Here is a 22139-nt window from a genome sequence, read left to right on the forward strand (position 1 = left end):
ATTAAGGACGCCCATGTCGCTTTTCAAGATCGCCTCCGTGGCCGCCATCGCCCTGACCCTGGGTGCGTGCCAGAGTCTTTTCCAGCCCAATTACCGGGCGCCGCTGGAAACCACCCGCGACGCTTCCGAACAGCTGAAACCGGGTTGCGCCAACCCTGACTGCCCGCTGGTGAACATCGATACGCTGCACTTCCCGGCTGAGCCTGCGCTTGACGGCATCATCGAAAAACGTTTGCTGCAAATGACCCGCACCTCACCCGACGCCCCTGTAGCGCCGACACTGGCGGCGTATCGCGAGCAATTTTTGAGCAGTGCCGAGCCGCGCTACAGCAGCTACTTGCAAGCCAAGGTACGTGAGCAGCATGACGGCTTGGTGATCATTGAATTGTCCAGCTACCTGGACAATGGCGGCGCCCATGGCACGCCGGGCCGCGGTTTCATCAACTACTCGCGTCAGCAGCATAAAGTGCTGACGCTGTCGGATATGGTGATCCCGGGGCAGGAAGAAGCGTTCTGGAAAGCAGCCCAAGTGGCGCACAACAGCTGGTTGATCAGCACCAAACTCGATCAGGAGCCAGAGTTCGTCAAGAACTGGCCGTTCGTGAAAACCCAGAACGTAGCGTTGACGTACGGCGGGGTGATCCTCAAGTACGAAGTGAGCACCCTTGCGCCTTACGCATTGGGCCACGTCGAACTGAAGATCCCCTACCCACGCCTGAACGGCATTCTCAAGCCTGAGCTGTTTCCCGGCCGTAGCTGAAGGCTCGACCAAGCACCAGTTGCAGCAGCCCTGCCAGTACCAGCGACGGCAGGGTTGCGCCGATGTCCGGATAGAGATTGGCCAGCAAGTGATAGGTGCTCACCCCGCCCAGCCAGGCGAGCAACGCCGGCCAGCGCAAGGCAGCCGATGCCACACGGGCACTGCGTTTGCGCAGGATGAAGTGATCCACCAGCACCACGCCAAACAGCGGCGCAAACACCGAACCGATCAACAGCAGGAAATTCTGGTACTGGGCCAATGGCGCCAGGCATGCGATCAGCGTGCAGATCACGCCGATGGCCAAGGCCAGATGCTCGACTTTCAAGCGCAACAGAATCCCGCTGGACACCGCCGCCGAATGAATATCGGCAAAGGCATTTTCTGATTCATCCAACAGAATCAGCAGCAACGGAATCCCCAGGCCCGCACCGGCCAGCGCCAGCAGCAAGGCATTCACTTCACCACTCGGCGCAAACGCCAGGGTGTACGCCACGCCCAGGCTCATCAGCCAGAAGTTACCGATAAAGAAACCCAACGCCGTACCGCCGAAGACATTCTTCGCACGCTTGCCGAAGCGTGAGTAGTCGGCAATCAGCGGCAGCCAGGACAGCGGCATCGCGATCGCAATGTCAAAGCCCACGGCGAACGGCATCGAACCATCACCGGCCTGCGCCCACAACGCCGCCAGGTCGGCCTTGGCGAACAGGTTCCAGGTCAGCCAGATGCACGCGGCCAGCAACAGCCAGATGCCCCACTTGCGCAGGATCTTGCGCACAAAGGTCAGCGGACCGCTGACCGCCAGCAAGGTGGCCAGTGCACCGAAGAACAGCGTCCACAGCAGTGGATTCGACCACAGGCTGCCTTCGCTGAATGCACGGGCGCCGAGCAGGCTGGCGGCGTCGCGCATCACGATGATTTCGAACGAACCCCAACCAATCAGTTGCAGCAGGTTCAGCACCGCCGGAAGGCTTGCGCCTTTTTTACCAAGGCTGAGTTTGAGCGCGGCCATCGATGACAGGCCGGTGTCACTGCCGATCACGCCGACAGCGGCCAGCAACAGCACGCCGACCAGCGTGCCGAGAAAAATCGCCAGCAATGAACCGGACAGGCCCAGACCCGGTGCGAGCAGCGCGCCGGTCTGCAATACCATCAGGCCGATGCCGAGGGAGAACCACAGGGAAAACAGATCACGACCGCCGAAGACGCGCTTGTCGGTCGGCACCGCGATGTCCGGGGAATAAGTGCTGGGTTGAATGCTCAAGGGTGTTATCTCAGAGGAACATTTGTTGTGGTGTTGACCCCCATTTGTGGCGAGGGAGCTTGCTCCCGCTGGTCTGCGAAGCAGACCCAAAACAAGTCACCGCGGTCTGACAGTCAGGTTGCGATTACCGATTTTACGACTGCTTCGCAGCCGAGCGGGAGCAAGCTCCCTCGCCACAAGGGTAAGCGGCGCACCCGAGTGCGCCGGTCAGATCAAACCTTCTTGTACAGCTGACTGCCTTCCTGCTTGAACCGCTCAGCCTGTTCCGCCAGTCCCTTGGCGACTTCGGCATCGACGGTTTCGATCCGCTGGTTGGCCGCGTATTCACGGACTTCCTGGGTGATCTTCATCGAGCAGAATTTCGGCCCGCACATGGAGCAGAAGTGCGCGACCTTGGCCGAATCCTTCGGCAGGGTTTCATCGTGGTACGAGCGTGCGGTATCCGGATCGAGGCCCAGGTTGAACTGGTCTTCCCAACGGAATTCGAAACGCGCCTTGCTCAAGGCATTGTCGCGAATCTGTGCCCCCGGATGCCCTTTGGCCAGGTCGGCGGCGTGAGCGGCGATCTTGTAGGTGATGATCCCGGTCTTCACGTCATCCTTGTTCGGCAGGCCCAAGTGCTCTTTCGGCGTCACGTAGCAGAGCATGGCGCAACCGAACCAGCCGATCATCGCCGCACCGATACCGGAAGTGATGTGGTCGTAGCCTGGGGCGATGTCGGTGGTCAGTGGGCCGAGGGTGTAGAACGGCGCCTCGTCGCAGCACTCCAACTGCTTGTCCATGTTCTCTTTGATCAACTGCATCGGCACGTGGCCCGGGCCTTCGATCATGCACTGCACGTCGTGTTTCCAGGCGATTTTGGTCAGTTCGCCGAGGGTTTCCAGCTCACCGAATTGCGCTTCATCGTTGGCGTCGGCAATCGAGCCCGGACGCAGGCCATCGCCCAGCGAGAAGCTGACGTCGTAGGCCTTCATGATTTCGCAGATGTCTTCGAAATGGGTGTAGAGGAAGTTTTCCTTGTGATGCGCCAGGCACCACTTGGCCATGATCGAACCGCCACGGGAGACGATGCCGGTCACGCGCTTGGCAGTCAGCGGCACGTAGCGCAGCAACACGCCGGCGTGGATGGTGAAGTAGTCGACGCCCTGCTCGGCCTGTTCGATCAGTGTGTCGCGGAACAACTCCCAGGTCAGGTCTTCGGCGACGCCATTGACCTTCTCCAGTGCCTGATAGATCGGCACGGTACCGATCGGCACCGGCGAGTTACGGATGATCCATTCGCGGGTTTCGTGAATGTGCTTGCCGGTGGACAGGTCCATGACCGTGTCCGAACCCCAGCGAATGCCCCAGGTCAGTTTCGCCACTTCTTCTTCGATGGACGAACCCAAGGCACTGTTGCCGATGTTGCCGTTGATCTTCACCAGGAAGTTACGGCCGATGATCATCGGTTCCAGTTCGGTGTGGTTGATGTTGGCCGGAATGATCGCGCGACCGCGGGCGATCTCTTCACGGACGAATTCCGGGGTGATGATTTTCGGCACGCTGGCGCCAAAGCTGTGGCCGGCGTGTTGCTGGTCCAGCAGGCCGGCGGCGCGGGCCACTTCGAGTTTCATGTTTTCGCGGATGGCAACGTATTCCATCTCGGCGGTGATGATGCCTTTACGGGCGTAGTGCATCTGGCTGACGTTGGCACCCGGCTTGGCGCGGCGCGGGTTGTTGACGTGGGCGAAACGCAGCTTGGTCAGTTCCGGATCGGCGAGGCGTTCCTGGCCGAAGTTGGAGCTCAGGCCGGACAGGCGCTCGGTGTCGCCACGGGATTCGATCCACGGCGACCGCACATCGCCCAGGCCTTTGCGCACATCGATGGTGACATTGGGGTCGGTGTACGGGCCCGAGGTGTCATACACCACCACCGGCGCGTTGATTTCGCCGCCGAAGTCAGTCGGGGTCACATCCAGGCTGATTTCGCGCATCGGCACGAGGATGTCCGGGCGTGTGCCCTGAACATAGATTTTTTGCGAGCGGGTAAACGGCTGAACCGATTGCTGATCGACCTTGGCCGAGTCACTCAGGTTGGTTGCGATTTTTGATTTTGTAGTCATCACGGGCTCTCCAGACACACATCCAGGCAGTGGATTTTTGTCGGAGCGAACCTGTAAACGAATGGACGCACGGGCGCTGGAGATTCCAGCAGGTGCTGTGCTCAATGCTCGAGGGGTGTTCGATTGTCGAACAACATCCCGGACGAAGCACAAGAGGACTCGCCGGGTGACGAGAAATCTTGTTCCCTACGCAGGCGCTAACCTGATCAGGTTCAACGGGATCCGAAATTATTCGATCTCAGCCTCATAGCAAGGCACCCCGACAAGAACCCGGCCAGTCTAGACATAACCGGCAAAGAACGCCAACACCACGGTAAACACCATGATGAATGGCGCAATCAGCGGATTGTTGCCGTGCCTGCGTGCAACTACACTCGCTACGCCGTGCCGCGCCTTGACGCTCTGCCTTGACGCTCTGCCTTGACGCTGCAGGGCGCCGCACCGTAGCCTTGACGCTCAAATTATCAGCGTAATTTTTAGGGATGGCCTCATGCTGCGCAAACTCTCACTGGCCCTTGCCGTGTCTTGTGCGTCCAATGGAATGGCTTGGGCAGCAGAAGCGCCCTTATCGACCAAAACCGACCTGGTCAGCGTCTATCAGGAAGCGGTGGACAACAACGCCGATATCGCCGCCGCCCGTGCCCAATACGGCGCCCAGAAGGAAGTCGTGCCCCAGGCCCGCGCCGGGCTGCTACCCAACCTGTCGGCCGGTGCCGACATGAACAACACCCGTACCGCGCTCGATCAGCCATCGGTGACCTCGACCCGCAGCGGCACGGTGTATCAGGCGACCCTGTCGCAACCGATTTTCCGCGCCGACCGCTGGTTCCAGTTCCAGGCCGCCAAGGACGTCAACGAACAGGCCGCCTTACAACTCTCGGCCACCGAACAGAACCTGATCCTGCAAAGTGCCGAAAGCTACTTCAACGTGCTGCGCAGCCAGGACAACCTGGCCTCGACCAAGGCCGAAGAAGCAGCCTTCAAACGCCAGCTGGACCAGTCCAACGAGCGCTTCGACGTCGGCCTGTCGGACAAGACCGATGTGCTGCAATCCCAGGCCAGTTACGACACGGCGCGGGCCAACCGGATTCTCGCTCAGCGTCAGGTAGATGACGCGTTCGAAGCGCTGATCACCCTGACCAATCGTCAGTACAACTCGATCCAGGGCATCGTCCACACCTTGCCGATCCTGCCGCCGGCACCGAACGACGCCAAGGCTTGGGTCGATACCGCGGCCAAACAGAACCTGAATTTGCTGGCCAGCAACTACGCGGTGAGCGCCGCCGAAGAAACCCTCAAGCAGCGCAAGGCCGGGCATGCACCCACCCTGGATGCGGTCGCGCAATACAAGAAAGGTGATAACGACGCCCTCGGCTTTGAAAACCCGAGCGCGACCGGCGTGCGTTACGGCGGCAATGTGGAACAACGCACCGTCGGCCTGCAATTGAGCATTCCGATCTACAGCGGCGGGCTCACCAGCTCCCAGGTGCGTGAGTCTTATTCACGGCTGGATCAAACGGAACAACAACGCGAAGCCCTGCGTCGCCAAGTCGTGGAAAACACCCGCAACCTGCACCGCGCCGTCAACACCGACGTCGAGCAGGTGCAGGCACGTCGGCAGTCGATCATTTCCAACCAGAGTGCGGTGGAGGCAACCGAAATCGGTTATCAGGTGGGGACGCGCAACATTGTCGACGTACTCGACGCCCAGCGTCAGCTCTACACTTCGGTGCGCAATTACAACAACACGCGCTACGACTACATCCTCGACAACCTGCGCCTGAAGCAGGCCGCCGGCACCTTGAACCCGGGGGATTTGCAGGACCTGACGCGTTACCTCAAAGCCGACTACAACCCGGACAAGGACTTCTTGCCGCCGGATCTGGCCAAGGCTGCGGCGGAGCAGTTACGAGCTAATCCCGCTCATTAATAGGTAAACCTGTGGCGAGGGAGCTTGCTCCCTCGCCACAATTGGTCGGTGACAAACTCAAGACTTGTCGATCAACCTGCCCAACCCATCCAGCAACCGCTGCAACGCACCCTGATTGGTGCGCATTACCTTCAGCCCCGCCTCCGCCATCCGTTGAGCATCACGCGGCAGTTCGAACAGCCGCTGCACCGCCAGTGCCAGGCCTTCAGCATCGTCGACCTCGGCCAGCGCCCCGGCGCTGCGCAACTGCGCGGCGATTTCGAGGAAGTTGAACAGGTGCGGCCCACTGAGCACCGGTTTGGCCAAGGCCGCCGGTTCCAGCAGGTTATGGCCACCATTGGGCACCAGGCTGCCGCCGACGAAAGCGCTGTCGGCCAAGGCGTAGAGAAACAGCAACTCGCCCATGGTGTCGCCCAGCAACACCGAAGTGTCTGCGGTCACCGGCTCGCCCGTCGAACGCCGCACCGTGGTGAAACCTTTTTGCCGGCACAACTCAAACACCGGGTTGAAGCGCTCCGGATGACGCGGTACCAGAATCAGCAGGGCATCGGGATGATTGGCCAGCAGCCGACGATGGGCATCGAGCACCACTTCGTCTTCACCTTCATGGGTGCTCGCGGCGATCCACACCGGGCGATCCTGCGCCTGCCATTGCCCGCGCAGCTCGGCAGCACGCTGCAGCAGTTGCGGATCGATGGTCAGGTCGAACTTGATCGAACCGGTCACTTCAACCGTTTCCGGGCGCGCGCCCAAATCGCGGAAACGCTGCGCCTCGGCTTCGGTCTGCACTGCGAACAGGCTCATCTCGGCGAGCATCGGCCGGGTCAGTTTATGGAAGCGGCCATAACCTTTGGCCGAGCGCTCAGACAGTCGCGCATTGGCCAGGGCCACGGGAATTCCACGCTTGGCGCACTGATGGATATGGTTGGGCCAGAGTTCGGTTTCCATGATCACCGCCAGTTTCGGCCGGGCCCGATCAAGGAATCGCGCCGCAGCGCAAGGCAAGTCATAAGGCAAATAGCAGTGCTGAATGCGCGGCTCGTTGGCAAACAGCGCCTGGATGCGCTCGGATCCGGTCGGGGTCATGCAGGTGACGGTGATCGGCAGCGTCGGATATCGCTGCAGCAAGGCACGGATCATCGGCGCTGCGGCAATGCTTTCGCCCACCGACACCGCGTGCACCCAAAGGCCGTCCGGCTTCATCGCCGGTAGCGCGAGGGAGAAACGCTCGCCAATGCGTTTAGCGTACGCCGGCGCCTTGCGCGCCCGCAGCCAAAGCCGAATCGCTACCAATGGCAGCCCCAGGTAAAACAGCGCGGTGTAGAGAGTTCTATTCATGGCGGCGGAGTTTATCGGTTTTTTAACCGATCGCCTGCAAGTGCACGGCAAAACGTTCCGCCAGCCAACGGGCTGCCGGGCCGAGGGGCTCGTCGCGGCGCCAGACCAGCTCCACAATCAATGCCGGCGGCGTCCATTCGCTGGTCAGTTCGACCATCAGATTCTGATACGCCGGGTACTGCACGACATGGCGCGGCAACCAGGCCCAGCCAAGGCCGCGCATCACCCACTCGGCCATCACATAGAAACTGTCGGCCCGCCAGACCTGCGGGCTGGCTGGTTCACTGCCGGGATAGACGCTGGACTGCGTGGACATCAGCAACTGTCGATGCTGCGCCAGTTGCTGGCAATTGACCTGCGTCTGCTGCGCCAATGGATGCCCCACGCCGCACACCGTGACCATTTCAACGCTGCCCAGCACTCGGCGCTCAAGGGCTTCGGGAATCTGCTCGTGATAAAACAGCAAGCCCAGGTCGGCCCGACGCTCCACCAGTTTGCGCGCGACATCACCCTGGGCAGCGCTGGTCAGTTGCACTTCGAGGCTGGGAAATTGTTCGGCCAGGGCTTCGAAGCTTTCAACCACTGCCTGATAAGGCATCGCCTCGTCCTGAGCCACCCGCAAACTCGCTTCCTGGCCGCGCATCATCGCTAGTGCCCGGCCGTTGAGGCGCTCACATTGGCGCAGCACTTCCCGCGCCTCTTCAAGCAGCGCGGTGCCGGCTTCGGTGAGTTTCGGCTGGCGACCACTGCTGCGATCGAACAGGCTCACACCCAGGTCTTCTTCCAGCAGCGCAATCGAACTGCTGACCGCCGACTGCGCCTTGCGCTGATCCCGCGCCACCGCGGAAAAGGAACGTTGTTCCGCGACACTGACAAACAAGTGCAGCTGTTCCAGACTCCATTGCATATTCATGGCTCAACCCATCTCCAGAACAGATAGGTAATGACTTTACCGCATCTGACGGATCTCTAGAATGCCGACCTCAGAAAGCAACACTTCATACGAGGATTGACCATGACCGCTTACTACTACCTCGCAATTGCCATCTGCGCCGAAGTGATCGCCACCGTTTCGATGAAAGCGGTCAAGGGTATCAGCACGCCACTGCCGTTGCTGCTGGTCATCGTCGGTTACGGTATTGCTTTCGGGATGCTGACCCTGGTGGTGCGCAGCGTTCCGGTCGGCGTGGCCTACGCGGTGTGGGCCGGCATGGGCATCGTGATGGTCAGCGTCGCGGCGCTGTTTATCTACGGGCAGAAACTGGATGTGCCGGCAATGCTGGGGATGGCGTTGATTGTGCTGGGCGTCGTGGTTATTCAGCTGTTCTCGAAAACCGCGGGGCATTAACTGCCGACATCAACCTCTTGTGGCGAGGGGGCTTGCCCCCGTTGGGCCGCGAAGCGGCCCCGAATCCGGTCACCGCTTTTTTCTGACATATTGCGGCGGCAGGCTTTACGACTGCTGCGCAGTCGAACGGGGCGGTGCGGCGGTCCGACAAGCCCCCTCGCCACAATGGATCTCTTGATCGCCAGCAAAACCTCCAATCCATGAGTCTGTATACTGCGCCCTCGTCTTGAACACTGAGGTCGCTGCATGCCATCCGTTATTTCCACCGACGTTCTGATTGTCGGCGCTGGTGTCGCCGGCCTCTGGCTGAATGCACGCCTGCGCCGCCAGGGTTTCTCGACCGTGCTGGTGGAAAGTGCCAGCCTCGGTGGCGGGCAAAGCCTGAAGTCCCAGGGCATCATCCACGGCGGTGCCAAGTACGCATTGCACGGTGCCCTGACCGGCGCCTCGGAAGCCATTGCCGACATGCCGCGTCGCTGGCGTGAGGCGCTGGCCGGCGACGGTGAACTGGACCTGTCCGGCGTGCGTGTATTGTCCGATGCCCATTACCTCTGGTCCCCCGGCACCCTCGCTGGCAACCTCACCAGTTTTTTCGCCAGCAAAGCCGTGCGCGGGCGGGTCGATCAGGTCAAAGGTGATCAATTGCCGCCGGCGCTGCAAGACAAGCGCTTCAAGGGCAAGGTCTATCGCCTGACAGAACTGGTGGTCGACGTGCCAAGCCTGATCCAGCGCCTGGCCGACCTGGCTGGCGACGGTCTGTTGGCCGGTCAACACATCGAACCGCTGCTGGAGAATGGCGAACTGGTCGGTTTGAAAGTCGACGAACGCGAAATCCGCGCCCAGCGCATCGTTCTCAGTGCCGGTGGCGGCACCGCTGACCTGCTGACCGCGCTGGGCCTGAGTCAACCGGCCATGCAGCGCCGTCCCCTGCACATGATCATCGTCAAAGGCCCGAGCCTCAAACCGCTGTACGCCCACTGCCTGGGCGGCGGGCCGAAGCCGCGCGTCACCGTGACCACTCACCCGGCCGCCGATGGCCAGTGGGTCTGGTACGTGGGCGGCGACATCGCCGAAGCCGAAGGCGTGGCCCGCGAGCCAGCCGCGCAAATTGCCGCCGCCCAGAAAGAACTGGGCCAACTTCTGCCGTGGATCGACCTGAGCACCGCACAGTGGGCGACTTTGCGGGTCGAACGCGCCGAGCCCCTGCAATCGGGCCTGACCCGCCCGGACAACGCCTTCCTCGCCGAGCAGAATCGGCTGCTGGTGGGCTGGCCGACCAAACTGGCCCTGGCACCGGACTTCGCCGACCGCGTCTTCGCCACACTGCAACGCGACGGTATTCAGCCGAGCCATCCAGCCCCGCTGCCGGAACTGCCGAAACCGCCGATGGGCGTCCCTGCCTGGGAACAACTGCTGCCATGAGCCAACCGACCCTGCATGACCTGCATCGCCCGCTGGGCAGCACCGGCCTGCTGGTATCGCCCCTGGGCCTGGGCACAGTGAAACTTGGCCGCGATCAAGGGGTGAAATACCCCAACGGTTTTCAGATCCCCGGCGACGACGACGCCCGCAGGCTGCTCAAACTCGCGCGCGACCTGGGCATCAACCTGATCGACACCGCGCCGGCCTATGGCCGCAGTGAAGAGCGTCTCGGCCCGTTGCTGCGTGGGGAGCGTCAGGACTGGGTAATCGTCAGCAAGGTCGGTGAAGAGTTCGCCGATGGTCAGTCCCGCCATGACTTCAGCGCTGCGCATACCCGGTTCTCGGTGGAGCGCAGCCTGCAACGCCTGGAAACGGACTTTATCGATCTGGTGCTGGTGCATTCCGACGGCAACGACCTGGCGATCCTCAACGACAATGAGGTCTATGCGACCCTTGCCGAGCTCAAGCGCGAAGGCAAGATTCGCGGTTTCGGCTTTTCCGGTAAAACCGTCGAAGGCGGTTTGAAGGCTCTGGAACAAGGTGATTGCGCAATGGTCACCTACAATCTGAACGAACAGAACGAGAAGCCAGTCATTGACTATGCTGCTGCTCACGGCAAAGCGATCCTGGTCAAAAAGGCCCTGGCCAGCGGCCATGTGTGCCTGAGCCCGGGCGTTGATCCGGTGCGTGCCAGCTTCGAGTTGTTGTTTGAACACCCGGGGGTGGCCAGTGCTATTGTCGGGACCATCAATCCGCTGCACCTCGCCCATAACGTCGCGACCGTTGCCCAGGTCCTTCATAGGGTCTGTTGACGTTTGGTGACGACCGCGACGCTGGCCGTCAACAGACCCTAGCCATTGATGCCGCCCACGCGGCCTTAAGCAGGAGCCGACATGCCGCGTACGCTGATCAGAAAGAACCCGAGCAACTTCAAGACCCTGCCGCTGTTCGTCGAAGCCACACCCGAAGGTTTGAGTTATCAGAGCGTCGGGATGCCGTTGAATTTTTCCCAGACCCTGCAACGCCGCCGTCCGGTGACGGTGGCCGACAGCGAACGGTTTGCCCTGGAGCTGGCGAACCTCGGGGTTTCGGTGCGCCTGACCCTGCATTGGCAGAATCGCGACTACTGGGTGTTGGTGCGTCAGCGTCGGCAGGATCGCGGCGACGTGGTGCTCAAGCTGATCTCCGGCTACGTGCCGGCCCATGAGCTGAACCTACCGTTGCACACGGCGACCCAGGAAATTGCCGAAGAGTGCCTGCTGGAAACCCCGGAGGGCTGGCTCAGCGGGCGCTTCAACGAAACCTGGCTGCCAGCGCCCTACTCGGCTGCCCTGCACTACCGCGAAGCCCTGCCGTTTCGCCTGACACCACTCTCCGGCTCGGCGCGGCCGGTGCGCTGCGCGAACATGCCGCTGATCGAACGTCCCCGGGCCTACGTGCACTTGCCGACAGCCTCGCTGCAATTGATCTACGATTTGCGCCTGGACGTGCCCAAGGAAGCCAAATCCCTGAGCCTGTTCCATGTCGACGAGCGGCTGGAGGGCGATCAACTGGTGGCCCGGCTCGATCGCAAACGCCCCGATTTGTACTTGATGCCACTGCAGGACGGTCAGCCGATGGCCGAGCTCTATACCCTGAAAAAGGATCACCTGTACCCGGCGAGTACCCGCGGGTTGTATCTGGCGGAGAGTTTTGCCCGGCAGGAAGGCTGGCTGGTGAGGGATGAACGGATTCGCTGGAAGGATTGGGTGCGACAGCAGGGTTTGACCCCACCGGGGAAGGATTCGGGTTTGGCCCGGTTACGCGGGAAGGCGAAACAACTGCTGAAAAGAATCGTGCCGCGCAAGGCAGCACGATAGAACACTTGTGGCGAGGGGGCTTGCCCCCGTTGGGCCGCGAAGCAACCCCTGATCCGGTCACCGCGGTTTTACTGACATATCGCAGCGGGAGGTTTTACGACTGCTTCGCAGCCGAACGGGGGCAAGCCCCCTCGCCACAGCAAGCCCTCATCCAAAATCAGTGATTGCGAATCTTCTCGACAATCGCCGTGGTTGAGCTGTTTTCCACCAGCCCCAGCACTTTCACGGTCCCGCCGTAAGCGCTGACGATGTCCGCGCCAACCACTTGGTCGATCCCGTAATCACCGCCCTTGACCAGTACATCCGGCTTGACCGCACGCAGCAGGTTTTCGGGAGTGCCTTCAGAGAAGCTGATCACCCAATCCACGGCGCCTAAACCTGCCAGTACCGCCATGCGACGGTCGACGCTGTTGATCGGCCGACCCGGCCCTTTCAAGCGGCTCACCGACGCATCGTCATTGACCGCCACGATCAGGCGATCACCCTGGGCGCGCGCCTGTTCGAGGTAAGTCACGTGGCCGGCATGCAGGATGTCGAAGCAACCGTTGGTGAACACGATCTTCTCTTTGTGTGCTCGCGCGTCATCGACCGCCAGCAGCAACTGCTCGAGGCCCAGCACACCGCGCTCGGAGCCTTCCTCACGCTGAATCGCGCGACGCAGTTCCGGTGCGCTGATGGCAGCAGTACCGAGCTTGCCAACCACGATGCCCGCCGCCAGATTAGCCAGGGCCACCGCATGAGGCAGCTCTTCGCCAGCGGCGATCGCCGCCGCCAGGGTAGAAATCACCGTGTCGCCGGCGCCAGTCACGTCGAACACTTCACGGGCACGGGCCGGCAGGTGCAGTGCCGGATGATCCGGGCGCAACAAGGTCATGCCGTGCTCGCCACGGGTTACCAGCAACGCACCGAGGTCGAGGTCGTGCATCAGTTGCGCGCCCTTGCTCACCAGATCGTGCTCATCGGCACAACCGCCAACAATGGTTTCAAACTCGCTGAGGTTCGGGGTGATCAGGCTCGCACCGCGGTAGATCGAGAAATCCTTGCCCTTGGGATCAGCCAGTACCGGAATGCCCCGGGCACGGGCGGCCTGGATCAGTACCTGATGGTTTTTCAGCGCACCTTTGCCATAGTCGGACAGCACCAGCACCTTGATGCCTTCGAGCAATTCGTCGACTTGCTCGCCCAGCGCCAGGGCGTCGGTTGCGAAGGATTCTTCGAAGTCGATACGCAGCAATTGCTGGTGACGGCTCATGACCCGCAGCTTGACGATGGTCGGCTGGTGCGCAATGCGCTGGAACAACGCTCGCACGCCAGCGCCCTTGAGGCTATTGACCAGGCTGTCGGCGGCTTCGTCGTCGCCGGTCACACCGACCAGCGAGGCCGGCGCACCGAGCGCGGCAATGTTCAAGGCAACGTTGGCGGCACCGCCCGGGCGGTCCTCGATGTGATCGACCTTGACGACCGGTACCGGCGCCTCAGGGGAGATCCGTGAGGTACCACCATGCCAGTAACGGTCGAGCATGACATCGCCGACCACCAAGACAGGGGCTTGATTGAATCGCGGCATGGACAACTTCATGGAGCAACCCACATACAAAATGAACAGGGGCGCGATATTAACACAGGGTTGGTGCTGGCTTGCTGGACGGCTGCAACCTGATGAATCAGCGGGGGTTTCTGATCATTTATTGAGCAGAAATTGTGATAAACGACGGCAAGCATCTTCAAGTTGCAGCACCTGGGTATCGATCTCGCACTCCGCCGTCAGCGGCGCCTCATAAGGGCTGTCGATACCCGTAAAGTCCTTGATCCGCCCTTGCCGGGCAGCTTGATACAAGCCTTTGGGGTCGCGTTGCGCGCATACCGCGAACGGCGTGCTCACATACACCTCAATGAAATCACCCTCAGCAAACAACCGACGGGCAGCGTCTCGCTCGGCTCGAAACGGCGAGATCGCCGCGACAATCACAATCAAACCCGCGTCGACCATCAGCCGCGCCACCTCGGCCACGCGTCGAATGTTTTCCCGGCGACACTTGGCACTCATCCCAAGATCGCGGCACAGGCCATTGCGCAAGTTGTCACCATCAAGCAGAAACGTGTGCAGCCCATGCCGATTCAGTTGCAGCTCCAGCGCATTGGCCAGGGTCGACTTGCCCGCGCCTGAAAGGCCCGTCAGCCAGAGGCAGCGCGGGTGCTGGGATTTGATAACCGCGCGGTCGTGGTTCGACAGCGATAAATCGTAAGGCCTGATCTCCGGAACAGGCATCGACAGGGTCTCATTCATAACCGAGCATTTCGTAATCGCGCTGGTACACCCGTCGCACCAGCCGACGGGTACGCACCGAGCAGAAATCGCGGGCAAGCATCGGACGCCGCTGTTGCGAGCCGTTGAGGTGAGGTAACACCACCGAGTGGCCTAACTGTTCGCAGACCAAGCGAAAATCTCGCTCCAGATGCTCCTGGTAGCCGATGAAATCCGGGGCCAGATGCCCCAGAGAGTCGGTCAGAAAATCCGTTTGCGCGGCAAAATGTATTTGTCGGCTGATCGTCTCCGAATGCAGCCAGCGAGCGACGAAATCATCGAAGTCGCGGTAGTGGCTGACCAGCTGCTGCGCCGCCTGGTCGCGCCGACCCAACTCGTTGCCGCGCAAAAAGGCATAAGCCGAGTAAGCCCTTTCCAGCGGATCACGAACGAAGGCGAACTTAAAACTGGTGGCAAACTGTTCGGGGAATTGCTGCTCGTACCAATACAACGGCAAGTGCCCAGGGCTCCAGCCATCGAACAGCGCTGCACACACACTGCTCCCGGCACATTTGGGGACATGAATGAATAGACAGGAATGCTGTTCGAAGGCCTGAGGAAACCCCAGATTGGCCGACATGGATTTGTTGACCACCTGACGGTCCACGACCGACAGGCGCCCCAGCAGAAAAGCCCGCTGCGACTTGGGCAAGAGCTTCCAGAGATAGCGTTGCAGCATGGCAGTACCCGCGCGAAAGGGTTGCCCCATCGCTTGAAGTCAAAGTTCGTTCAGGAACCTTAACAAGCGCGTTGCCGAGATTTATTCCGGTTTGGTCAACAAGCGTAAAAGTCTGGATACAATCCACCGGACGCGTTGCACGCCGGTGAACGCAAGGGTGAGCAGGGCTCACCCTTGCATCGAGTCAGGCGATGTCTTCAGCCGGGGCATCGAGGCCCATGGCGTTCAGGCGGGCGTAGTAGCCGTTCTGTGCCAGAAGCTCGGCATGGGTGCCGCGCTCGACGATCCGGCCCTGATCCATGACCAGAATCAGGTCAGCCTTCTCAATGGTCGACAACCGATGAGCGATGACCAGCGTCGTGCGACCTTTCATGACTCGATCCAGCGCGCCTTGAATGTGCCGTTCAGACTCCGTATCCAGTGCCGACGTCGCTTCATCGAGAATCAACAGTGGCGCGTTTTTCAGCAAGGCGCGGGCGATCGCCAGACGCTGTCGCTGACCGCCGGAGAGGAGCACACCGTTCTCGCCGACATCGGTGTCCAGCCCCTGCGGCAGCTGGGCGATGAAATCCATGGCGTAGGCGTCTTGGGCAGCTTTCTCGATATCCGCACGCGGCGCGCCGGCCAGATCACCGTAGGCGATGTTGTTGGCAACCGTGTCATTGAACAGCGTGACGTGTTGCGTCACCTGGGCAACATGACGACGCAGATTGCGCAGGCGATAGTCTTCGATTTCAACGCCATCGAGCAGGATCTCGCCGGTTTCGTGGTGATAGAAGCGTGGAATCAGGCTGGCCAGCGTCGACTTGCCGCTGCCGGAACGCCCCACCAGTGCGATCATTTGCCCCGGTGCCGCGGTGAAACTGATGTTTTTCAGTACTTCACGGTCGGTTCCCGGATAGGTGAAGCTCAGGTTGCGCACCTCCAGATGACCGTTGATCCGATCTTTCTCGACTGTACCCTTGTCCAGCTCCGGCTCGACATCCAGTTGCTCGAAAATGCTTTCGGCCCCGGCGACGCCTTTCTGGATCGTCGAGCTGACTTCCGATAGCTGCCGAATCGGCTTGGGTAACAGGCCTGCGGCGGTAATGTATGCCACCAGGTCACCGGCGGTCGCATCGCCGCGCAGGAACAGCACCAGGAACATCAGAGCGGCCATGGCGCTGTAGATCACCAACTGCAGCATCGGCGTGTAGACTGCGCCGGTCTTGGTCATGCGCAATTGCTTGTCCGTGTTGCCCTGGCTGGCTTCGGCAAAGCGGCGCTCTTCATAGCTCTCGCCACCGAAGCTGCGCACAACGCGATACCCCTGGATGGTCTCGGACGCAACGTGGGTCACGTCGCCCATGGCCACCTGGATCTTCTTGCTCTGCTTGCGGAATTTCTTGCTGGTGCTGCCGACCATGATCGCGATGAGCGGCAAGATCGCCAGCATGACCAGGGTCAGTTTCCAGTTCATCCACAACAGGTAGGCAAACAGAAACACCACAGTCAGGCCTTCGCGGATCACCACCTTGATAGCGTCGGTGGCGGCGCCGGTAACCATGGTCACGTTGAAGGTGATGCGTGAAATCAGATGCCCGGAGTTATGGGTGTCGAAATAACGGTTAGGCAGTACCAGCAACTTGTTGAACAGCTCGACGCGCAAGTCGTGCACCAACCCCAGCGAAACCTTCGCCAGATAGTAGTTGCCAAGAAACGAGCCCAGGCCTTGCCACGCGGCGATCAGGATGATCAGCAACGGCACGGCCATCAGCAGCTGCAAGTCCTTCAGATAAGGCACATTGGGAAAGAGCACCGCTTCCGGGTTGCTCAAGCCGTCGACGAAATACTTGAGAATCCCGGCCAGCATGGGCTGCGTCGAAGCAAAGATCACGAAGCCGACGATACTGATGGCGAACATGCCCCAGTACGGGCGCACATACGACAGCAGGCGCAGGTAAATTTTCAAGCTCGACGGCGCAGGCGAATCAGGGCTAGTCATGAGAACCCGTTGTATGAGAAAAGAGCCCGCGAGTGTAACACAGGCCATTTTAGTCACTGAGCTGCGGTAACATGACCGGCTATCCATGCCTCACGGCGTCGAAACCTGGAGTATTGATGCAAGTGCTTGACCACCCCCGATACCTCGCCCTGCGCGAGGGAGCACAAGTCCTTGAAGCCGATGGCTCCGGGGACAAGGTTCTGCGGTTGACGGACGGCTCGATCCTCAAGCTGTTTCGCCGCAAGCGCCTGCTGACATCGGCTGCCTGGTACCCCTACGCCAAACGCTTTGCCGACAACTGCGACGCACTGCATGAGCGGCAGATTCCCTGCCCGTCGATACGTCAGGTCTACCGCATCCCCAGCATCGAGCGCGATGCCGTGCATTACGACCCGTTACCGGGTCGGACCCTGCGCCAACTTCTGGATGCCCAGGACGATGCCGACCCACTGCGCGGTCAGCTGGGGGCCTTCATGGCCACCTTGCATGAGCGCGGAATCTACTTCCGTTCAGCGCACCTGGGCAATATCGTGCTCACGCCCGAGCATCAGCTGGGCCTGATCGATATTGCAGACATGCGGGTTTATCGCCGTCCGCTGCGCAAGAGCCTACGGCTGCGCAACTTCAAGCACATGGTGAGATACCCGCAAGACCGCCTATGGTTGCTCGACGGTCGCGGCGAAGTCTTCATGAAGAATTATGGCCAGACGCAGAGCACCTGCTCCCCGGAGGAACTGAGCATCGCTCTGCAAAAATGATCCAGACACCTTCGTCCCTGGGGATGGGACGAAGGTCAGGTATTACACTAGTGCCTGGCGCTGCGCTTGCAATGCCCGAGAAAGGATCATCCCCGCCGGCAACAGCACCAATGGCCATAGTTCGTCTGGATTACCGATCAACAAGCCGCCGTCGAAATTCAACATCACTAGCGCACACGCCAGATACACGCCCCACTCATCACGCATACGCCAGGCCTGCCAAAGCGAGGCCGCCATCACAGCGATGAACAACACCAGTGCGACGGCGCCGCTGTAAAGCCCCAGCGAGACGAAAATATTGTGCGGATGCTGGATCGGCATCCAGCCGTCGAGCACCTGAGTGGTGTGGAAGTCGATGCCGCAACCCAGTACCCAGCCGCAACGGTGCCATTCGCCAACCATGACTTCGAAAATCTCGATGCGATACGAATCGCCGCGCGTCCACAATGCCTGGTACCAGGCGTCGTTATGCACCGCCAGGAACAACAGCCCCATGAGCACCAGACTAATCGCGACGCCGCCGCCAACTTGCCGCGGCTTGTGATAGATCCCATAAAGCACCCAGATTCCCGCCAGGAACACGGCCCCTACCAACGCCGTGCGTGCCTGCAGAATGTAGACTACCGCGAATAACGAAAAAGCGACGGCCAAGCCAGCTTCGACGAACTTGCGTTCCCTGAGCCAGAATGGCAATGCCAGCGCCAGCGCGCACAACAACCAGATACCGGCATATATGACGTTCTGCAAACGTGCAGGAAGCAATGCCACCCGACTACCGACGGCATACTCACCAGTTGCCCAGCTGTAGACCGCCCAGGCGAAAATGTACACCGCCAGGATCCAGAACTGCGCACGAACAAACAGGGGGCTGCGGAAAAAGCGAGGTTCGGTGAATGCGCCGAGCACCATGACGAACATCAGCACATAGAAAATGTGCTTGTAGAACTGCAAGTGTCCGGCAATCGCCGCAGGCACCACAAACCACAGAAGAAATGCCAGCCAGCCCCACATCAACGGCTGCTTGAGCAAGCCGTTACCGCGTTCCTTGATCAGGAAAAACAGGCCCGGCAATACCATCAGTCCGTAAAACAGGTTGTTGGTCCACTTCGACGACCAGCCCACTATGAAGCTCAGCAGAAACAGACAGAGCATCGTTCCAAAATAAGACGTGACGGTGATCTTTCCAGGCTTCGCGCCGCTAAATCCCATGGAGCACCCAACCTGTTGCCAAACCGATAATAAGGGCTGCCATCAGCTTGAGCCGATCGAGACGTTTGCGCTTCAATTTGTTCGCACGCTCCTGTGGAACCACCACATGTTCACCGAAGCCGGTGTGCAATACCGCGTCGTTTTCCAGAATCAACGCATAGCGGTTTTCCCCGGCATACAGACGCGACAAGTCTTTCTCTCCGGATAACCCGGAATACGGTGCATGCAACAGGTAATCCGCGCGACGGCGTAGCCCTGGGTTAAAGGAAAAACCCTGCCAGTCCGCCTTGTGCGAGCCCAGCATGTAGAAAGGAACGCCATGGCTGATTTTTCGTTCGCCCAGGAACACATAAGGACTGTGAACCATCAGGTCATGATTGAAGCTGCGCAACCACACCTGCAGCGCCTGTGGATCTTCCTCCAACAGTCGTTGGGAATCTTCGATAAACCCTTCGCGATAAAAATCCCAGTCGTCTTCGCAATGGAAGATCCATGACGTCTGCACCTGAGAATAGGCGGCATCGATGGATCGCAACTGACCCAGACGCGGATTGTTGATGAAGAACTGGGTGTGCGCCCTCCAGTGCTCCGGAATACAGGCCTCTACGGCACTGTCGCCGGAGTCCTCGGTAATGAACACTTTACGGATGGGGGCCGTGTTGAACCGGTCAAGTGTCTCCAGAGTCCGCTTCAACAGATCGAAGCGGCCGCAACTGGTGATGACGATCGAAATGTCGCTAGTATCGCTGAACAGCATTTATTTACACCGCACCATTTATTGTTTAATCGCCCGGCTTCACAGCCCCAACGACAAGCGTAGTTTCTCTTTCCAGCTCAGCGGCACCCGCTCGCGCAACGGCGCACGCATGGCATCGACAATCGCATGCCCCACCGCCCGGAAGGTATAGCGCTGCTCTACCAGAGCCTGACCGGCCAACGAAATGGCCTCGGCCAGTTGCGAGGACGCGCGCAACACGGCGAGTTTCTCTCTGAGTTCGTCGCGTGTCCGATAGAGCACAATATTCTGCATATCAACAAAACCTAGCGCGCGATTCTCTGCTTCCCCTTGATCGTAAGCAAACAGCACGCAACCACAGGCCATGGCCTCGAAATTCTTGATCATGTATTCGCCCATGCCGACATCGGCACTCACGAAGTAACGGATCCGGCTCAACGTCTCGCAGTACTCCTCACCCGACCCGGTGCGAGTGATCAGCAAGTTTTCGACGTCGGCCACCGACTCGAGCATGGCCTTGCGACCGGCATACGCCACACTATTGAGACTGCCAACGAAACCCAGCTCGATATCACGCTCACGTTGACGGTTTTGCAGCAGCGCCTGATCGTAGCCCTTGGGCACGAAGTGCGCGTCAAAACCTTCATCACGCAAGCGCTGGCTGACCATGAAACCCGAGCTGATCACCCGCACCCAAGGCAACTTGCGGTAATGGGCACTGAATTTCCCGGTGTATTTGCACGGGATGTAATTCTGGTACGCATCGTGTTCAAGAATAACCAGATTGGGCAGGGTTTGTATGAACCTCACCTGTCTGATTTCTTTTTTGAAGCGCAGGAAAAACACGATCCGGTCATAAAGGGTCACATCGACATGCCTGCGAAAGTAGCCACGCAAGTCGTCCTGCTCTGCACTGGTCAATTCACGCTTGTCGCACTCGCAATGCTCGGCGATCCCGTCATACAGTCGGTCAAGGATCGCTCGCTGCTCCTTCTGAACCAGAAACAGAACTTTCAATTGGACTCTCTCTTTCCAGACTGCTCTTGGACCCAAAACAACTCGTGGCGTCGCACTGTTTTACGGAAGAACTCGTTTTCGCCGAATGCCGGCCAGCGTCGGGCCGCCAGGCAACGTTGTATTGCCCGGCGAAGTAGACGCTTGAAGGGAGGCCCGGGCTGAAGGTCGTGCATCATGCCCAACGACATGGCCTTATGCCATTGTTTTTCGGCGGACAAACAAAGCGTCCAGGGCCGCAGCGGCTCATGCGTATCCATCTGCGGCGGCAGCGCTACGCCTGTACCGGCATCGCCCATTGGCCAGCGATCGTTGTCGTGCAAATGATTGGCGTAATGCAATAAGGTGTCGGGTTGCCAAGTCGTGCCGCTTAGTGCCTGCATCACTGCCTGCTGCGAGCACAGATGGTCTGGATGAGGGTCAAAGCGTGGATGCGGCAAGACAATGATCTGAGGTTCGATGCGCTCGATCAACTCACGCAGATCCGCCAGCAGATTGTTCCAGGACGGCAGACCATCAACGTCACTGCCCAAGGCAAACGGATTGAACCGGCGGAAATATCGGGTATCGCCAAGCTGTGCCTCGCGGGACGCTACGGCCTCGGCGGGTGCTCTCTGCATGGCGGGCAATTGCAGGCAGAAGTACCCCAGTTGTATACAGCGCTCCTGAGGTACACCTCCCCACAACGGCACACTGACACTGTCCCAGGCACGCAGTGAACCTTTCATGCGGGACGCTTCGACATCATTGAGCCCCATCTGTCGATAGTGCCCGGCCTCAATTTCTCCGGCGGTCAGGGTCACCACCCAACTCTGACTTGCGCTACTGTACAGCCCGAATGCCGCCAGCTCGGCGTCGTCGGCGTGCGGGGCGATCACCATCACCCGTTGACGACTGTAATCCGGATGCTCGAACGCCCAAAGTACTGGCTCACCAAGCAATCGGCAGAAACGCCCGCGCAAACGTAATTCACCCTGTGACAGCACCCGTGACTGACCACTGAGATTGAGATAACGCAGCCCATTTACACCGCGCTCGAAAGTTTGCCGGTCGGGATTATCCCCCCCCAGCAACTCGACCACCGGATCGATAAAGCGCCCCAGCCAAGTACTTTTCACCCGCAACGCCAGTACCAGCGTGGCGTCATCGACCAGCATGACACCCTCATCCAGCCGCAGCCGTTCACCGTCCAGATGGATCTTGGGCTGTGGTGTATACGGCGGGAAGCTGTATTGGTAATCGTCTTGGGGGGAATAAAACAGATGGTCGGCAAACCATGCCTCGTGGGCGATCCAGCCCAGCACCGCAAACACCAGCGGCAGCCACCAGACCACCAGCACGCCGATCGCGATCAGCAGCATCAACGCAATCAACAGGCCGATGCGTTTGTTGCGCCGATGGCGCTTGAGCAGTTGCTGTTTGCGGCTCATGGGT

The 22139-nt window shown here is 60.0% G+C and carries 19 protein-coding genes and 1 riboswitch; of the genes, 7 read left to right on the forward strand and 12 right to left on the reverse strand.

Annotation, left to right across the window (positions count from 1 at the left end; translation table 11 throughout):
* The first annotated feature begins 13 nt into the window (after window positions 1-13).
* Window positions 14-760: an RsiV family protein gene (locus JUI81_RS05630; RefSeq protein ID WP_204123912.1), complete on the forward strand. Its 747-nt coding sequence runs from the start codon at window positions 14-16 to the stop codon at window positions 758-760.
* Here JUI81_RS05630 and cytX read toward each other — a convergent pair.
* Window positions 729-2021 carry a putative hydroxymethylpyrimidine transporter CytX gene (gene cytX / locus JUI81_RS05635; RefSeq protein WP_019650713.1) on the reverse strand — a complete coding sequence of 431 codons (1293 nt, stop codon included), beginning with the start codon at window positions 2019-2021 and terminating at the stop codon, window positions 729-731. The genes JUI81_RS05630 and cytX overlap by 32 nt on opposite strands.
* A 212-nt stretch (window positions 2022-2233) precedes the next feature.
* Complete coding sequence (thiC, locus tag JUI81_RS05640; RefSeq protein ID WP_064615999.1) at window positions 2234-4123, reverse strand: phosphomethylpyrimidine synthase ThiC; 1890 nt, start codon at window positions 4121-4123, stop codon at window positions 2234-2236.
* A gap of 166 nt (window positions 4124-4289) precedes the next feature.
* A riboswitch (TPP riboswitch) is annotated at window positions 4290-4395 on the reverse strand.
* 218 nt (window positions 4396-4613) lie between these two features.
* Between thiC and JUI81_RS05645 the strand changes: the two genes are divergently transcribed.
* The gene (locus JUI81_RS05645; RefSeq protein WP_204123913.1) at window positions 4614-6053 is read left to right on the forward strand and encodes a TolC family outer membrane protein; all 1440 of its coding nucleotides are present in this window, start codon (window positions 4614-4616) and stop codon (window positions 6051-6053) included.
* Window positions 6054-6110: 57 nt separating this feature from the next.
* On the opposite strand, the gene waaA is transcribed toward JUI81_RS05645, so the two are convergent.
* The gene (waaA, locus tag JUI81_RS05650) at window positions 6111-7391 is read right to left on the reverse strand and encodes a lipid IV(A) 3-deoxy-D-manno-octulosonic acid transferase (protein WP_204123914.1); all 1281 of its coding nucleotides are present in this window, start codon (window positions 7389-7391) and stop codon (window positions 6111-6113) included.
* A gap of 22 nt (window positions 7392-7413) precedes the next feature.
* Complete coding sequence (locus tag JUI81_RS05655) at window positions 7414-8304, reverse strand: LysR family transcriptional regulator (protein ID WP_018928534.1); 891 nt, start codon at window positions 8302-8304, stop codon at window positions 7414-7416.
* A gap of 102 nt (window positions 8305-8406) precedes the next feature.
* On the opposite strand from JUI81_RS05655, the gene JUI81_RS05660 reads away from it, so the two are divergent.
* From JUI81_RS05660 to JUI81_RS05675, 4 genes are all read left to right on the forward strand, one after another.
* Complete coding sequence (locus JUI81_RS05660) at window positions 8407-8739, forward strand: multidrug efflux SMR transporter (RefSeq protein ID WP_007939639.1); 333 nt, start codon at window positions 8407-8409, stop codon at window positions 8737-8739.
* A gap of 246 nt (window positions 8740-8985) precedes the next feature.
* Window positions 8986-10161: an FAD-binding oxidoreductase gene (locus JUI81_RS05665; protein ID WP_019582179.1), complete on the forward strand. Its 1176-nt coding sequence runs from the start codon at window positions 8986-8988 to the stop codon at window positions 10159-10161.
* Window positions 10158-10973, forward strand: a complete 816-nt coding sequence (locus tag JUI81_RS05670) for an aldo/keto reductase (protein ID WP_019582178.1) — start codon at window positions 10158-10160, stop codon at window positions 10971-10973. Before JUI81_RS05665 ends, JUI81_RS05670 begins: the two co-directional genes overlap by 4 nt.
* 81 nt (window positions 10974-11054) lie before the next feature.
* Window positions 11055-12020 carry a hypothetical protein gene (locus tag JUI81_RS05675; protein ID WP_019582177.1) on the forward strand — a complete coding sequence of 322 codons (966 nt, stop codon included), beginning with the start codon at window positions 11055-11057 and terminating at the stop codon, window positions 12018-12020.
* A 157-nt stretch (window positions 12021-12177) separates the two neighbouring features.
* On the opposite strand, the gene hldE is transcribed toward JUI81_RS05675, so the two are convergent.
* From hldE to msbA, 4 genes are all read right to left on the reverse strand, one after another.
* Window positions 12178-13599: a bifunctional D-glycero-beta-D-manno-heptose-7-phosphate kinase/D-glycero-beta-D-manno-heptose 1-phosphate adenylyltransferase HldE gene (gene hldE, locus JUI81_RS05680; protein ID WP_019582176.1), complete on the reverse strand. Its 1422-nt coding sequence runs from the start codon at window positions 13597-13599 to the stop codon at window positions 12178-12180.
* A gap of 102 nt (window positions 13600-13701) precedes the next feature.
* Window positions 13702-14307 (reverse strand): adenylyl-sulfate kinase, encoded by a 606-nt coding sequence (gene cysC / locus JUI81_RS05685; protein WP_026331927.1) that lies wholly within the window; start codon window positions 14305-14307, stop codon window positions 13702-13704.
* Window positions 14300-15004 carry a sulfotransferase family 2 domain-containing protein gene (locus JUI81_RS05690; RefSeq protein ID WP_026331926.1) on the reverse strand — a complete coding sequence of 235 codons (705 nt, stop codon included), beginning with the start codon at window positions 15002-15004 and terminating at the stop codon, window positions 14300-14302. The genes cysC and JUI81_RS05690 overlap by 8 nt, the downstream gene beginning before the upstream one ends.
* Window positions 15005-15188: 184 nt before the next feature.
* The gene (msbA, locus tag JUI81_RS05695; protein ID WP_019582173.1) at window positions 15189-16988 is read right to left on the reverse strand and encodes a lipid A export permease/ATP-binding protein MsbA; all 1800 of its coding nucleotides are present in this window, start codon (window positions 16986-16988) and stop codon (window positions 15189-15191) included.
* A 116-nt stretch (window positions 16989-17104) separates the two neighbouring features.
* On the opposite strand from msbA, the gene JUI81_RS05700 reads away from it, so the two are divergent.
* Window positions 17105-17746, forward strand: a complete 642-nt coding sequence (locus JUI81_RS05700; protein WP_019582172.1) for a toluene tolerance protein — start codon at window positions 17105-17107, stop codon at window positions 17744-17746.
* A 42-nt stretch (window positions 17747-17788) separates the two neighbouring features.
* Here JUI81_RS05700 and JUI81_RS05705 read toward each other — a convergent pair whose 3' ends face one another.
* The 4 genes from JUI81_RS05705 to JUI81_RS05720 are packed head-to-tail and all read right to left on the reverse strand — an operon-like array spanning window position 17789 to window position 22135.
* A complete protein-coding gene (locus JUI81_RS05705) occupies window positions 17789-18955 on the reverse strand; it encodes a hypothetical protein (RefSeq protein WP_050438306.1) in 1167 nt (388 codons plus the stop codon).
* Window positions 18945-19712 (reverse strand): glycosyltransferase family A protein, encoded by a 768-nt coding sequence (locus tag JUI81_RS05710; RefSeq protein ID WP_019582170.1) that lies wholly within the window; start codon window positions 19710-19712, stop codon window positions 18945-18947. Before JUI81_RS05710 ends, JUI81_RS05705 begins: the two co-directional genes overlap by 11 nt.
* A gap of 39 nt (window positions 19713-19751) precedes the next feature.
* Window positions 19752-20708, reverse strand: a complete 957-nt coding sequence (locus tag JUI81_RS05715; RefSeq protein WP_019582169.1) for a glycosyltransferase — start codon at window positions 20706-20708, stop codon at window positions 19752-19754.
* The gene (locus JUI81_RS05720) at window positions 20705-22135 is read right to left on the reverse strand and encodes a PIG-L deacetylase family protein (protein WP_204123915.1); all 1431 of its coding nucleotides are present in this window, start codon (window positions 22133-22135) and stop codon (window positions 20705-20707) included. Before JUI81_RS05720 ends, JUI81_RS05715 begins: the two co-directional genes overlap by 4 nt.
* Between the last annotated feature and the right edge of the window lie 4 nt (window positions 22136-22139).

The organism is Pseudomonas sp. 008 (assembly GCF_016861935.1).
Lineage (GTDB): Bacteria > Pseudomonadota > Gammaproteobacteria > Pseudomonadales > Pseudomonadaceae > Aquipseudomonas.